This is a genomic window from Nocardioides sp. NPDC058538 (genome assembly GCF_042719275.1).
Classification (GTDB): Bacteria; Actinomycetota; Actinomycetes; order Propionibacteriales; family Nocardioidaceae; genus Nocardioides.
Window position 1 is genome coordinate 131,748 of sequence record NZ_JBHXNY010000013.1, and the last position, 13,419, is coordinate 145,166.

General features: G+C 68.5%; 13 protein-coding genes, 1 tRNA gene, 1 other RNA gene and 1 pseudogene. 13 read left to right on the forward strand and 3 right to left on the reverse strand.

Going from position 1 to position 13,419, the window contains the following annotated elements; genetic code table 11:
* Positions 1 to 34 precede the first annotated feature (34 nt).
* The 4 genes from ACFWQC_RS14390 (at position 35) to ACFWQC_RS14405 (ending at position 4,418) form a co-directional block, all read left to right on the forward strand.
* Complete coding sequence (locus ACFWQC_RS14390) at positions 35 to 328, forward strand: WXG100 family type VII secretion target (protein WP_355020545.1); 294 nt, start codon at positions 35 to 37, stop codon at positions 326 to 328.
* Between the two features lie 183 nt (positions 329 to 511).
* Complete coding sequence (eccD, locus tag ACFWQC_RS14395; protein ID WP_378678814.1) at positions 512 to 1,876, forward strand: type VII secretion integral membrane protein EccD; 1,365 nt, start codon at positions 512 to 514, stop codon at positions 1,874 to 1,876.
* The gene (locus ACFWQC_RS14400) at positions 1,876 to 3,291 is read left to right on the forward strand and encodes a type VII secretion protein EccB (protein ID WP_378678817.1); all 1,416 of its coding nucleotides are present in this window, start codon (positions 1,876 to 1,878) and stop codon (positions 3,289 to 3,291) included. The genes eccD and ACFWQC_RS14400 overlap by 1 nt, the downstream gene beginning before the upstream one ends.
* Positions 3,273 to 4,418 (forward strand): S8/S53 family peptidase, encoded by a 1,146-nt coding sequence (locus ACFWQC_RS14405; protein ID WP_378678820.1) that lies wholly within the window; start codon positions 3,273 to 3,275, stop codon positions 4,416 to 4,418. The genes ACFWQC_RS14400 and ACFWQC_RS14405 overlap by 19 nt, the downstream gene beginning before the upstream one ends.
* A gap of 4 nt (positions 4,419 to 4,422) precedes the next feature.
* On the opposite strand, the gene ACFWQC_RS14410 is transcribed toward ACFWQC_RS14405, so the two are convergent.
* The gene (locus tag ACFWQC_RS14410) at positions 4,423 to 4,788 is read right to left on the reverse strand and encodes a winged helix-turn-helix transcriptional regulator (protein WP_378678822.1); all 366 of its coding nucleotides are present in this window, start codon (positions 4,786 to 4,788) and stop codon (positions 4,423 to 4,425) included.
* A 77-nt stretch (positions 4,789 to 4,865) separates the two neighbouring features.
* On the opposite strand from ACFWQC_RS14410, the gene ACFWQC_RS14415 reads away from it, so the two are divergent.
* Positions 4,866 to 5,276, forward strand: a complete 411-nt coding sequence (locus ACFWQC_RS14415; protein ID WP_378678825.1) for a RidA family protein — start codon at positions 4,866 to 4,868, stop codon at positions 5,274 to 5,276.
* 83 nt (positions 5,277 to 5,359) lie between these two features.
* Here ACFWQC_RS14415 and ACFWQC_RS14420 read toward each other — a convergent pair.
* Positions 5,360 to 5,447, reverse strand: a tRNA-Ser gene (locus ACFWQC_RS14420).
* A gap of 100 nt (positions 5,448 to 5,547) precedes the next feature.
* Here ACFWQC_RS14420 and ffs point away from each other — a divergent pair.
* Positions 5,548 to 5,638, forward strand: an RNA gene (gene ffs, locus ACFWQC_RS14425) — signal recognition particle sRNA small type.
* Positions 5,639 to 5,652: 14 nt separating this feature from the next.
* On the opposite strand, the gene ACFWQC_RS14430 is transcribed toward ffs, so the two are convergent.
* On the reverse strand, positions 5,653 to 6,372 hold the full coding sequence (locus ACFWQC_RS14430; RefSeq protein ID WP_378678828.1) for a DUF4328 domain-containing protein: 720 nt from the start codon (positions 6,370 to 6,372) through the stop codon (positions 5,653 to 5,655).
* Between the two features lie 243 nt (positions 6,373 to 6,615).
* Between ACFWQC_RS14430 and ACFWQC_RS14435 the strand changes: the two genes are divergently transcribed.
* From ACFWQC_RS14435 to ACFWQC_RS14465, 7 genes and pseudogenes are all read left to right on the forward strand, one after another.
* Positions 6,616 to 8,715, forward strand: coding sequence for a DNA polymerase III subunit gamma and tau (locus ACFWQC_RS14435; RefSeq protein ID WP_378678830.1), 2,100 nt, complete (start codon positions 6,616 to 6,618; stop codon positions 8,713 to 8,715).
* A gap of 10 nt (positions 8,716 to 8,725) precedes the next feature.
* Entirely contained in the window at positions 8,726 to 9,109 is a 384-nt protein-coding gene (locus ACFWQC_RS14440) for a YbaB/EbfC family nucleoid-associated protein (protein WP_378678832.1), read from the forward strand.
* 48 nt (positions 9,110 to 9,157) lie between these two features.
* Complete coding sequence (gene recR / locus ACFWQC_RS14445; protein ID WP_008356228.1) at positions 9,158 to 9,754, forward strand: recombination mediator RecR; 597 nt, start codon at positions 9,158 to 9,160, stop codon at positions 9,752 to 9,754.
* A gap of 101 nt (positions 9,755 to 9,855) precedes the next feature.
* Positions 9,856 to 10,443 (forward strand): DUF5063 domain-containing protein, encoded by a 588-nt coding sequence (locus ACFWQC_RS14450; protein WP_378678836.1) that lies wholly within the window; start codon positions 9,856 to 9,858, stop codon positions 10,441 to 10,443.
* A gap of 11 nt (positions 10,444 to 10,454) precedes the next feature.
* Positions 10,455 to 11,756, forward strand: a pseudogene (locus ACFWQC_RS14455) (aspartate kinase); the annotation flags it as partial.
* Positions 11,733 to 12,290, forward strand: a complete 558-nt coding sequence (locus ACFWQC_RS14460; protein ID WP_378678850.1) for an ACT domain-containing protein — start codon at positions 11,733 to 11,735, stop codon at positions 12,288 to 12,290. The pseudogene ACFWQC_RS14455 and the gene ACFWQC_RS14460, both read left to right, overlap by 24 nt.
* Positions 12,287 to 13,330, forward strand: coding sequence for an aspartate-semialdehyde dehydrogenase (locus ACFWQC_RS14465; RefSeq protein WP_378678838.1), 1,044 nt, complete (start codon positions 12,287 to 12,289; stop codon positions 13,328 to 13,330). Before ACFWQC_RS14460 ends, ACFWQC_RS14465 begins: the two co-directional genes overlap by 4 nt.
* Positions 13,331 to 13,419 lie beyond the last annotated feature (89 nt).

Below are 13,419 nucleotides of genomic sequence, written 5' to 3' on the forward strand. Positions count from 1 at the left end.
CCGCATTTCAAGCACAGGACTGGAAGGAACTGACATGGGTGAAGAGATTGTCGTAAACCACGGGAAGATGGGCTCCATCACCGACGTCCTGCTCAAGGGCGTTGCGGACATGGACCGCGAGCTCGACGAGCTCGAGCGTCACATCCTCGGCCTCCAGGAGAACTTCACCGGTGAGGCGGCTGACGCCTACAACCGGGCGCAGGCCAAGTGGAACCAGAGCATCCGCGAGCTCGGCATGGCTCTGGACCGCGGCAGCAAGTTCGTCAACGAGGCCAACGCCAGCATGCACGACGCGGACCGTCGCGGTGCCGGCGGCTTCGGCGGCTGAGTTCTTCAGCACACAGGCAACACGAGGGGACCGGTGCGGGGCACCGGTCCCCTCGTCGCTGGTTTTATGGCAAAGTCAGCGCTGATGTTCGCTGTCTGACTCAGCGGGCGCGAGGTAGGTCTAACTCTCGGGACATTCGGTCGGTTCGTCCCGGGCACAGGCACGACGCGAGGAGTTCGTGAAATGACGCAGGCGCAGGTGGCGCCCACTGGGCTGGTCCGGGTCACAGTCGCCTCCGGCACACGTCGGATGGATCTGGTGCTGCCGGGCTCGGTGCCGGTGGCGGAGCTCGTGCCGGAGCTTGCGCGAAGCGTCGGGTTGCTCGACCCGCAGACGGCGTACGCCGGCTACCGCGTCGTGCTCGCCGACGGCCGCAAGCTCACCGGTGACCTCGGTCTGATCCCGCAGGGCGTCGAGGACGGCGGCGTGCTCACGGTGAGCGCCGGGATCGACGACAAGCCGCCGCGGGTCTACGACGACGTGGTCGAGGCGATGACCGACGTCGTCGAGAGCGAGATGGCCCCCTGGAAGCCGGAAGCAGGACGGCGTACGTCACTGCTGGCCGCCGCGCTGCTGCTGCTCCTCGGTGCCGGTGCGCTGTGGACGCAGGCTCCGTCGATGCTCGCCGGCGTCGCTGCCGGGGTGATCGGCCTGGTCCTCGCCGGAGGCGCGATCGTGCTCTCCCGGCTCGAGGCCGAGAACGACGCCGCGATCGCCGCGGTGTGGATCGGTGAGGTCTACGGCGCGGTCGCCGGCTTCCTGATCGGCGCTGCCTCCCTCGATGGTGGCGTCGGGATGCCGCTGGCCTTCGCCGGCGCGGGCGCGATGCTCGCCGCCGCGATCGGCTTCCTCGGTCTGGGCGAGGCCCGGATGCTGGCGATGCCGGGCGCGCTCGTCGGTGGCGTCTTCCTGGTGGCCGGCATGTTGCTGAGCATGACCGGCTGGAAGGCCGGTGTGGTGCTCGGGATCGTGCTGGTCGTCGTGGTGCTGGCCGGCAGCTTCTTCCCGTGGCTCGCGCTGAGCACGACCAAGACCGACGTCCCTCAGCTCTACTCCGACGAGGACATCAACCTCGACCCGGACGAGATCCGGGCCGACCAGGTCAGGGTCGACGCGAAGGTCGCCCACGAGATCCTGGTCGCGATCGCGCTCTCGGTCGGCGTCCTGGTCGTGCTGACCTCGCCGTTCGTGGTGCGGCTCGGGCTCTTCGGCACGCTGCTTGCTCTCGCCGCGTGCGTCGTGCTGATGCTGCGCACCCGGCAGTACCGGACGGGCTCGGAGGTGCTCGTCGGGCTGGTCTCCGGGATCGCCGGCCTGCTCGCGATCGGCGCCGCGCTGCTGGTCTACCACGAGTCCTGGCGGCCGACGACCGCCGTCGTGCTGGCGGCTGCAGGTGGCGTACTCCTGGTCCTGACGCTGGTCCCCGATGTCGGGTCGATCCGGCGTGGTCGGCTGGCCGATGTCGCCGAGACCGCGTGCCTGCTCGCGATGCTGCCGCTGATGGTGCTCGCCTCGGGCCTCTTCGGCGCCGCGGTGGCTGGTTTCTGATGGCGAGCAAGAAGGACCTCGTAGAGGCGCATGCCTTCAGCCGTCGCCGACTGGTCTCCGCGTTCCTCTCCGGTGCCCCGGGTGGGCGCGAGGTCGAGCCCGCTCGCCCCGGCCGCTCCGTCTTCGGCGGCCTCGTGCTCGCGGTGCTGCTCATCGCCGGCGGCGCGGTCGCCCACTTCCTCGCTCCCCGGCCCGCGACGGGCTGGGCCGACGTGGACGGCCTGATCGTCACCAAGGGCGGTGCGCGATACGTCGTCACCGGCCCCGACAAGGCCAAGGAGCTGCACCCGGTCGTCAACCTGGCGAGCGCGCAGCTCATCCTCGGTCTCGACCTGGAGACGAAGTCCAAGGTCATCGACCAGGAGGAGATCGACAAGGAGTTCCCCAAGGGGACGATCGGCCTCTCCGGTCCTCTCGTCCCCGAGGAGTTGCCGCTCAAGTCCGACTTCATCAACACCGGCTGGACCGCGTGCACCGCCAACGGCGCCGGGACGTACCTGAACATCTCCGCGAAGCCCGACGTGCAGTCGGCGGCGGACACCGGATTCATGGTGCAGACCGAAGACGGCACCTACCTGATCGCCGAATACGCCAGCCCCGAGGGCTTCGCCCAGGCATACAGCTACAAGATCGAGGGCGACCAGGAGACGTACGCCGACCGCGTCTTCATCTCGACTCCTCCGACGCCCAAGGTTCCACAGGCATGGGTCAACCTGTTCCCCGATGGTTCGCCACTGGGCGCCGAGGCCTTCGGGACCGCTTACTCGAAGTTCGGCCAGGCGGTAGAGGGCGAGGACCATCCGATCGGCACCAAGGGCATTTTCGACAGCAGGAGCTACCTGCTGACGGAGAGTGGCTGGACCCCAATCAGCGAGTTCGCGGCGGAGATCTACGACACGGCGCTCCAGGCCGCCGGTAAGTCGGTCAACACGGTGTCTCTGGACAGCGGCCCCACGATCGACGGCGAGACGTTGGAGACCTTCTGGCCCAGAACCAAGCTCGAGCCTGGTGTCACAAGTGCTTGCGCGAAGCTGGACACGAAGGACGGTACGACGGTGCGTCTCGGCATCGATCCTGGCAACGACGCTTGGCCGGCGTCGGAACCTCCTGCTGCCGGTGATTTCACCTCGGCCCGGGTCGACCCCGGCAAGGGGGCTTTCGTCTTCGCCGCCAACGGCGAAAAGCTCGATAAGCAGAGTGCGACGCCGTACCTGATCGATGCTCGCGGCACCGCCAACACCCTCGACGGCAAGCTCACGGTCGAGCGGCTCGGCCTGTCGGCCGACTCCGGCCCGATCGTCCCCGGCACCTGGCTACGGCTGCTCCCGGCCGGTGCTGCCCTCTCGTCGGAGCTTGCGCTGTGCCCGCCCAACACCGGAGATGTCCAGGAGAGCAAGTGCGTGGCGACCGAGTGACGCTGGTTCGCAGCGGCATCGCGCTCGCGGCGGTCGTCGGCGGACTGACGTTGCTCGGCAGTCCGAGCCCCGCGTACGCAGCGGAGGAGCGGGCGCTCTGCAAGGCGTACGAGAAGAACCTCGGAGGCGGCGCCCCGCAGAAGGCGGAGACCCAGACGGCGCCGGTGCCGGAGACGGTGGCTCCGTTCGCGATCATGCGGATCGGTGAAGCGCAGAAGGTGAGCAAACAGGGTCAGGGGATCCGTGTCGCGGTGGTCGACTCCGGTTACAGCGCCAAGGCGCAGGATTATCGCGGCACCGTCGCATCTGGTCTGATCACCGGCATCGCGCCCAAGGTGACGCTCAGCGACCACCCGGTCCTCAAGGTCGGCCAGGAGAAGTCGACGATCGACGCCAAGCGGATGGTCGCCGAGCTCAACTCGCTGGCCAAGGGCAACGCGAAGGGGCTGATCGTCGACATCGGCCTGCCCGCGACAGAGGGCGCGTCGGGTCTGGAAACAGCGGTCGACACGCTCATCAAGAAGGGGGCCATCGTGGTGATGGCCGCGGACTGGTCCGGCGTCGCCAGCGGCACCGACCGGGACATGGGTCCCAAGGTCTTCCCGAACGCCAACGACTCCGTGGTGACGGTCAGTGCCTCCGGCACCTGGGCCTCCGACCCAGACTTCACGGTGTTGCCGAACTCCAACACTGACGTCGCCGCTCCGACGTACGGGGCGCCGTCGAAGACCCTCTTCGGCCAGCCGTGCTGGGTCGACTCGATCTCGACCTCCTTCGCCTCCGCCGAGGTCTCGGCGGTGCTCGCGCTGATCTGGTCGACCAACCGGAGCTGGAGCGCCGACCAGGTCATCGACCGTCTCTACAGCACCACGTCCGGCCGTGAGGGCCAGGGCGGCCGCTTCTGGGGTGCGGGTGTCGTGAATGCGTACGACGCGCTCACCCGGCCGCCGGTCGAGGAGGCCGCGGCAGCGCCGGAGGTCGAACAGGCCCCGATGGCCCGAGACAAGGTCGACCCCCTCGCGACCGTCCGCGACAACGCGATCTGGTGGGGCATCGCCGGCGGCGGCGCACTCGGTCTCGGGCTGGTCCTGAGGCCGCTGTTCTCGCGGCGCAAGAGCTCGCTGTAGCGAGTCAGACCGAGCGGTCGAAGGCCTCGCGTGCTGCTTCGACCTCGGGCAGTGTCGTGGCCGTCCAGTGGTAGAGCCGGTCGATGAGGTCCTGCAGGGTGCTGCCCAGCGCGGTGATGCGGTACTCCACCGCGACCGGGCGGGTGCTCAGCACCACGCGCTGGACCATGCCGTTGCGCTCCAGGCGGCGGAGCGCGGTGGTGAGTGACTTCTGGGTGACCGCCGGGATCGCCTGGCGCAGCTCGTTGAAGCGGCGCGGCCGCTCGCACAACGTGTCGAGCACCTGGAGCGACCACTTGTCGAGGAGCTGATCGAGGAGCTCGCGATGCTCCTGGGTGAGCCGCAGCGGTTCAGGAGTGGTATCCGGCATGACACTTAGTCTCGTTGAAGTGTCCGCTGGATACCAAGTACACATGAGAAACCTTAACTCTTGGAAGGAATCTCATCGTGTCCGTCGATCTGCTCACCCCCGAAGGCATGTTCCAGCCCGTTCCCTACCACCACGTCTCAGTGGCCACCGGCACCCGCCACGTCCATGTCGCCGGACAGATCGCCCGGGACGAGCTCGGACATGGCGTCGCCCCGGACGACCTCGCCGGCCAGCTCGCCCACGCCCTCCGCGGCACCGCCCGTGGTCTGGCCGGCGCCGGCGCCACGTTCGCCGACGTGGTACGCCTCCGGTTCTTCGTCACGGACTGGTCCCCGGACAAGTACGACGCGTTCGTCGCCGGGCTCGAGAGCGTCGTCGACGAGCTCGGCATCCCGAAGCCCCTGCCGCCGTTGTCCGCCATCGGCGTGGACTACCTCTTCGAGCCCGACGTGCTCGTCGAGGTCGAGGCGTACGCCATCTTGGACTGACCCGCTCGGGAAAATGCAGAACGCCGATCCGGAGCTTGCGCTGTCCGGATCGGCGTTCTTGCAGGTCAACCAAGGTTTCCTGCTGGCGGATCTGGGGGGATTCGAACCCCCGAGGGCGTTAACCCAACACGGATTCCAGCCGTGCGCCATAGGCCACTAGGCGACAGATCCGTGAGGCATCTTACGCGGCTCCGTGAGCATCGGGGAAATCGGCGGAGGGCAGGCGGGTGTGCTTTGGGATCGGCGAGCGGACTCGTCTAGACTCTTCCGCAACCCCCCATGTGGCGACATCTTGTCGAACCTCCCCAGGGCCGGAAGGCAGCAAGGATAAGCGAGCTCTGTTGGGTACGTGGGGGGCCTTTTCTATTTCCTGACGTCACCCGCGAGCGGTGTCCTGATCGCGGGTGATCCCGCGGATGATCGAGATCCACTTGATGCAGCCGAACACCGTCGCGACAGCGACGAGCGCGTCCAGTATCGCGACGACTACGAGCGCATCGTGGGACAGGACCTCCTCGCTCGCGAACACACGTCCCGAGATCTGGCCGGCCCACAGCGCGACCAGCCAAGCGAGCCACCACATCGCGAGGCTGGGTCGGGGCTCGTCCCGGGCGGTTGCCTTGCGTACGTCGTCGACGACCTGAAGCGGAAACCAGAGGCTGACGATCGGCACCCACCAGCCAAGCCATACCCAGACCACGCTGCGCCTCATCCGGTACGTCGGGCGGAGGGCGAGCGCGAACTCGTAGCTGTGCTGCAGCCATAGGCACCCGATGACGTAGACCGGGATCATCAGGATCACTGTCCCGAGCGAGACGATCATCCCTGCGATCAGCCAGAGCATCGTCGAGTCGTCGATCACGGACGAGGTGGCGACATCGTTGGACGCCTGCCCGGATGGATAGGACACGACAGCGGTGGCTACCTCCGCAACGGTGAGTGCCACTGCCAGCCAGATCGCCGCGGTTGCCAGTGTCCGCGGCGTGGCGGGGAGTTGCGGGGCGGGCTGTTGCGGCATGCCTGGCGCGTGCTGCTGGTAGACGTCGGGCAACGGCTGGTTGGGGAACGGCGGTGGAGCGCCGTACGGATTGCTCATCAATCGTCCTCTCTGCTTTGGGATGGCTGAGGAAACGTAGATCCGTTCATGGCGACATGCGTTGGAAGCGATCACGAACGCGTCACGATCGGAGCGGACACCCGCGGGCTGAACGAGAAGTGGTCGATCTGGGCCGAGGTGGCACATCGAGAAGGGCCCAAAGTGTCCACTTTGCCTGGTTCGTCCGACCCCCGGCCGCCCGGCGGCTACCGACTGTCGGTGGCGATCGTTAGGGTTCATGGGGTGGACGCACCGCTAGCTCTCTACCGCCGCTACCGGCCGGAGACGTTTGCCGAGGTCATCGGCCAAGATCACGTCACCGGCCCGCTGCGCAATGCGCTGGCGGGCAACCGGGTCAACCATGCGTACCTCTTCTCCGGGCCACGTGGCTGCGGCAAGACGACCTCGGCGCGGATCCTGGCGCGGGCGCTGAACTGCGAGAAGGCGCCGATCGCGGATCCGTGCGGGGAGTGCGATTCGTGCCGGGACCTGGCGCGCGGCGGGCCCGGCAGCATCGACGTGATCGAGATCGACGCGGCGTCGCACGGTGGTGTCGATGATGCCCGTGACCTGCGGGAGAAGGCGTTCTTCGCGCCGGTGAAGAGCCGCTACAAGGTCTACATCATCGACGAGGCCCACATGGTCTCGACGCAGGGCTTCAACGCGCTGCTCAAGCTCGTCGAGGAGCCGCCGGAGCATCTGCGGTTCATCTTCGCGACGACCGAGCCGGAGAAGGTCATCCCGACGATCCGGTCGCGCACCCATCACTATCCGTTCCGCCTCTTCCCGCCGAAGCTGGTCGCCGACTACATCTCGACGCTGTGCGAGAAGGAAGGCATCAGCGTCGAGGGGGCCGCGCTGCCGCTCGTCGCGCGCGCGGGCGCCGGGTCGATGCGCGACAGCCTCTCGGTCATGGACCAGCTGCTCGGTGGCGCAGGGCCTGAGGGCGTGACGTACGAGCTGGCCGCCGGGCTGCTCGGCTACACCCCGGACGCGCTGCTGGACGAGGTCGTCGACGCCTTCGCCGCCCATGACGGCGCCGCCGTCTTCGGTGTCATCGACAAGATCATCGAGACCGGCCAGGACCCGCGGCGGTTCACCGAGGACCTGCTGCGTCGGCTGCGTGACCTGGTCATCGTCAAGGCGGTCCCGGACGCGCCCGCGAGCGGGCTCATCGACGTCTCCGAGGACGGCGGCGAGCGGCTCGTCGCCCAGGCCGGACGCTTCGGGCCACATGATCTTTCGCGAGCTGCCGATGCGGTCGCGACCGGTCTGACCGAGATGCGCGGCGCCACCGCCCCCCGACTTCTGCTCGAGCTGATCTGTGCCCGGGTGCTGCTGCCCGCGGCCGACGGTGCCGACGGTCTCGCGGCCCGGCTGGACCGTCTGGAGAGGCGGATCGAGATCAGCGGTACGCCGACCGTGACCGCTCCTCCGGCGGCGGCTGCCCCCGCCCAGGACCGGCCGGTGCTCAAGCCGTCCGTCGGTGCGCCGGGACACGAGGCGGTCGCGCCCGCGATGCCGCAGCCCGAGCCTGTCCAGACGTACGCCTCGACCCCCGAGCCGGACCGTGAGCCCGCTCCGGCCGCGGAGGCACCTCTCCAGCAGGCGCCGGCCGCTCCCGAGCCGCCGAGCCAGACCCAGCCTCCGACCCAGCCTCAGGCGCAGTCGCCGGGCGGGATGGGCAACGTGGACGTCCGACGTCTGTGGGACGACGTGATCGCCCAGACCAAGGGCCTGCGCCGGGCGACCTGGTCGCTGGTGGGCCAGAACGCGCAGGTGGTCGACTTCCGCGACGGCGTGCTCACCCTCGGGTTCGCCTCACCGGGGCTCCGTGACCGGTTCGCGACCGGCGGGCACGAACCGATCCTCGGGCAGGCGCTGGTCAACGTGATCGGTATCCAGCCGAAGATCGAGGCGATCGTCGCCGGCGGTGGGCAAGGTGCCCCGCAGCGGCAGGCGCCGCCGACGCCGCAGCCGAGCCAGCCCCAGGAGCCCGCCCAGCCGCACCAGCAGCCGGAGGCATCCTGGAACGAGCAGGCGCCACCGCCCGACTGGGCCGCCGAGCCGCCGCCCGCCGACCAGCCGCCGCCCCCGCCGGAGCCGCCCGGGACGCAGCAGACCGACCCGGGATCCATCGCGCTGGCGCGGGAGGCGATCCGTCCGACGCGTGCGGCCGACTACGAGCCCCCTGTCGACGACACCGTGGCTCGCCTGGCGGAGGCGGATGCCGCGGTCAACCCTGATGACCAGGCCTACGACGGGCCGGCCGCGATGGGGGCCGAGGCGCTGCTCGCTCAGGAGCTGGGTGCAACGATGATCGAAGAGATTCCTCACAACTAGGACGGCACAGATGACGAACCCACTCGAAGGCCTCGGCGGCGAGGGCGGCTTCGACCTCAACGCGATCATGCAGCAGGCCCAGGCGCTGCAGAGCCAGATCGTCGACGCCCAGGAGAAGCTCGCCGAGACGATCGTCGACGGCACCGTCGCGGGCGGTGCGGTGACGGTCAAGCTCACCGGCGCCGGCGAACTGGTCGGCGTGGAGATCAAGCAGGGCGAGTTCGACGGCAGCAACCCCGACGACCTCGAGGACCTCGGCGCCGTGATCGTCGCCGCCTACCGCGAGGCCAAGGGCAAGGCCGACGCTCTCGCCGGTGAGGCGATGGGCCCGCTCGCGGGCGGCCTCGGTGGTGCCCCCGGCGGCGGCGAGCCGCCGTTCAAGCTCGGCTTCTGAAACAGACACAGTTGAAACCAGCACAGCTAGAGACAGGCGATAACCAAGTTGTACGAGGGTGTGGTCCAAGACCTCATCGACGAGCTGGGACGGCTGCCGGGCGTAGGTCCGAAGAGCGCCCAGCGGATCGCGTTCCATCTGCTCCAGGCTGATCCCGCCGACGTACATCGGCTGGCCTCGATCCTCAACGAGGTCAAGGCCAAGGTGAAGTTCTGCTCGGTCTGCTTCAACGTCTCCGAGGAGGAGACCTGCCGGATCTGTCGCGACCCGCGTCGCGAGCAGTCGGTGCTGTGCGTGGTCGAGGAGTACAAGGACGTCGTCGCGATCGAGCGCACCCGCGAGTTCCGCGGCCGCTATCACGTGCTCGGTGGCGCGATCAGCCCGATCGACGGGATCGGTCCCGACCAGCTGCGCATCCGTGAGCTCGTCCAGCGGCTCAACGACCCCGGGATCACCGAGGTGATCCTCGCCACGGACCCCAACCTCGAGGGCGAGGCGACGGCGACCTATCTGACCCGTCAGCTGAGCCCGCTCGGGCTGAAGGTCACCCGTCTGGCCAGCGGTCTCCCGGTCGGTGGCGATCTGGAGTACGCCGACGAGGTCACCCTCGGTCGAGCCTTCGCCGGACGCCGCGCGGCTGAGTAGCCGTTACCTGTGCGATCCCTAAGAGCCAACTTTTCACCCTCGTCAGGCCGCCACTTCGGCGGTAGCCTGACGATTCAAGGGACCTCGGGAAGGGGGCCGTCATGACGAACGACTTGACCGGCAAGGACTTCGCCACCAGCATCGCCGACTCGGTGGAGAGCTTTCTGCTCTCGGTGCGTGCGATCGCTGCGGACGGCGATGGTGGCAGCGCTGTCCCGATGCTGCTGCTGGAGGTGAGCCAGATCCTGCTGGCGGGCGCGCGACTGGGCGCCCAGCAGGACTTCGAGCCTCGTGAGGAGTTCCAGCCCGACGTCGGCATGGAAGCCGACGTCGACGAGCTCCGGATGGGGCTCGCCGAGATGTTCGGGGACATCGACACCTACAGCTTCGTCTTCGATCCGTACAGCCCGGATGTGGTCGACAGCCAGATCTCCGACGACGTCGCCAGCCTCGTGACCGACCTGGAGTACGGCTTGCGTCACTACCGTCTCGGCGACGTCGACGAGGCGCTGTGGTGGTGGCAGTTCAGCTACGTCAACAACTGGGGCAACCTGGCCGGTGCCGTGCTCAACGCACTGCTCACCGTGGTCGCTCACGACCGCCTCGACTCCGAGCCGTTCACCGGTGAGGACGAGGACCTGGCTGCCGCTGATGAGATGCTGGAGAAGACGGCCGCACCGGCAACGTAGACTCTCCCGGCGTGGGAATCGTCGTTCAGAAGTACGGTGGCAGCTCGGTCGCGGACGCTGCAGGCATCAAGCGCGTCGCTCAGCGAGTGGTCGCGACCAAAGAGCAGGGCCACGACGTGGTCGTGGCCGTCTCTGCCATGGGCGACACCACCGATGAGCTGATCGACCTGGCCAACAAGGTCTCGCCCGACGCGACCGCGCACGCGCGTGAGTTCGACATGCTCCTCACCTCCGGCGAGCGGCAGTCGATGGCGCTGCTCGCGATGGCGATCAACGATGTCGCGAACGAGCGCGGGCTGGCGTACGAGGCTCGGTCCTTCACCGGGTCGCAGGCCGGCCTGATCACCGACGCGCAGCATGGGCGCGCCAAGATCCTCAGTATCACCCCGGAGCGGATCCAGGCAGCGCTCGGCGACGGTGCGATCGCGATCGTGGCCGGGTTCCAGGGCGTCTCCAGGGACACCAAGGACATCACCACGCTGGGCCGTGGCGGCACCGACACCACCGCGGTCGCGCTGGCGGTGGCGCTGGACGCCGACGTCTGCGAGATCTACACCGACGTCGACGGCGTCTTCACCGCCGACCCGCGGATCGTGCCGACCGCCCGCAAGCTGAGCTCGGTCGCCTTCGAGGAGATGCTCGAGCTGGCGGCCTCCGGGGCGAAGGTGCTCCACCTGCGCTCGGTGGAGTTCGCCCGGCGTCACAGCCTCCCGATCCACGTACGCTCCTCCTTCTCCACCCTCACCGGCACCGTGGTCAAGGGCAGCATCGACCCGGTCTCGCCGACGGTCGACGAGCCTGGTGAGGGCGTCGGCATGGAGGCGCCGATCGTCGCCGCCATCGCCTCCGACCGCAGCCAGGCCAAGATCACCGTCGTCAACGCGCCCGACAAGATCGGCGCGGCCGCGAAGGTCTTCGAGATCATCGCCGGCGTCGGGATCAACGTCGACATGGTGGTGCAGGACGCGTCACCGTCGGGGACGGAGCGCACGGACATCACCTTCACCCTGCCCCGCGACGACGTCGAGCGTGCCGTGAAGGCGCTGGAGCCGGCGCAGGCCGAGCTCGGCTTCGAGCGAGTCAGCAGCGAGCCGCTGATGGGCAAGGTCTCGTTGATCGGTGCCGGGCTGCGCACACAGCCGAAGAAGATCGCCGACTTCTTCTCCGCGATCGCACAGGCCGGGGTCAACATCCAGATGATCTCCACCTCCGAGGTGCGGGTCTCGGTCGTCGTCGCCGACGACGAGGTCGACCGGGCCGTGGAGGCCGCGGCGGAGAAGTTCAGCGACGTGGAGGTCGAGAAGGTCTCCTACGGTGCCGAGCCCAACGGGGACGTCCCCGAGATCGTCGGGATCGCTCACGACCGCAGCGAAGCCAAGATCACTCTGGTCGGGGTCACCGACGAGCCGGGCGAGGCTGCCCGCGTCTTCGACACCCTCGCCGATGCCGGCATCAACATCGACATGATCGTCCAGAACGTGTCGGCCGAGGAGACGCGGCGTACGGACATCTCGTTCACACTCCCGCGCAGCGACGTCAAGCTCGCGCGCGCGGCTCTCGGCGACATCCAGAGCGAGATCGGCTTCGCCGACCCGATCGCCGACGAGCAGATCGGCAAGCTCTCCATCGTCGGCGCGGGGATGCGTACGCATCCGGGGATCACCTCGCGATTCTTCGCCGCGCTGGCCGCTGAGGGAGTCTTCATCCGGATGGTGTCGACCTCGGAGATCAGGGTCTCGGTGCTCGTCAGCGCCGACGACCTCGACCGCGCCGTGCGCGCCACACACAAAGCATTCGGCCTCGACAGCGACGTAGAGGCCATCGTCTATGGAGGGACCGGCCGATGAGCGTCAACCTGGGAATCGTGGGAGCGACCGGACAGGTGGGCGTCGCCGTACGCCAGATCCTGCTCGAGCGCGGCTTCCCGCTCGGCGAGGTCCGTTTCTTCGCCTCGGCGCGATCGGCGGGCAAGACCATCGAGTTCGGTGGCCGTTCGGTCGTCGTCGAGGACGCCGCCACCGCTGACCCGTCGGGCCTCGACATCGCGATCTTCTCCGCCGGTGGCGCCACGTCGAAGGCGCTGGCGCCGAAGTTCGCCGAGGCCGGCGTGATCGTCATCGACAACTCCTCGGCCTGGCGCAAGGACCCGTCGATCCCGCTGGTCGTCTCCGAGGTCAACCCCTCGGCGATGGACGGAGTCATCGAGGCCCGCCAGGGCATCATCGCCAACCCCAACTGCACCACGATGGCCGCGATGCCGGTCCTCAAGGCGCTCCACGACGAAGCCGGACTCGAGCGGCTCGTCGTATCGACCTACCAGGCGGTCTCGGGCTCCGGCGTCGCCGGCGTCGAGGAGCTGGTCAGCGAGGTTGCGGCTGCCGGCGACAAGGCCCGTGAGCTGGCCTACGACGGGTCCGCCATCACGTTCCCGGAGCCGGACAAGTACGTCGAGACGATCGCCTACAATGTCCTTCCCTACGCCGGTTCGCTGGTCGAGGACGGGCTCAACGAGACCGACGAGGAGCAGAAGCTCCGCAACGAGTCCCGCAAGATCCTCGACCTGCCCGACCTGCGTGTCTCCGGCATCTGCGTCCGCGTCCCGGTCGTCACCGGTCACTCGCTCGCGGTCAACGCCGAGTTCTCCTCGTCGCTGACCCCCGAGCGCGCCACCGAGATCCTCTCGGACGCCCCGGGCGTCGAGCTCCGCGACGTACCCACGCCTCTGTACGCCGCCGGCAAGGACCCCTCCTACGTGGGCCGCATCCGCCAGGACGAGGGCGTGCCCGACAACCGCGGCCTCGCCCTGTTCATCTCCAACGACAACCTCCGTAAGGGCGCCGCGCTGAACACCGTCCAGCTCGCCGAGCTGGTCGCCGCTGCCCTCTGACGAGACGTCAGCGACGTCGGTCGAGACGTCAATCCCGTCGGCCGAGACGTCACCGTGGTGCCAACTCGGCCGACGGGGGTGACGCTTCG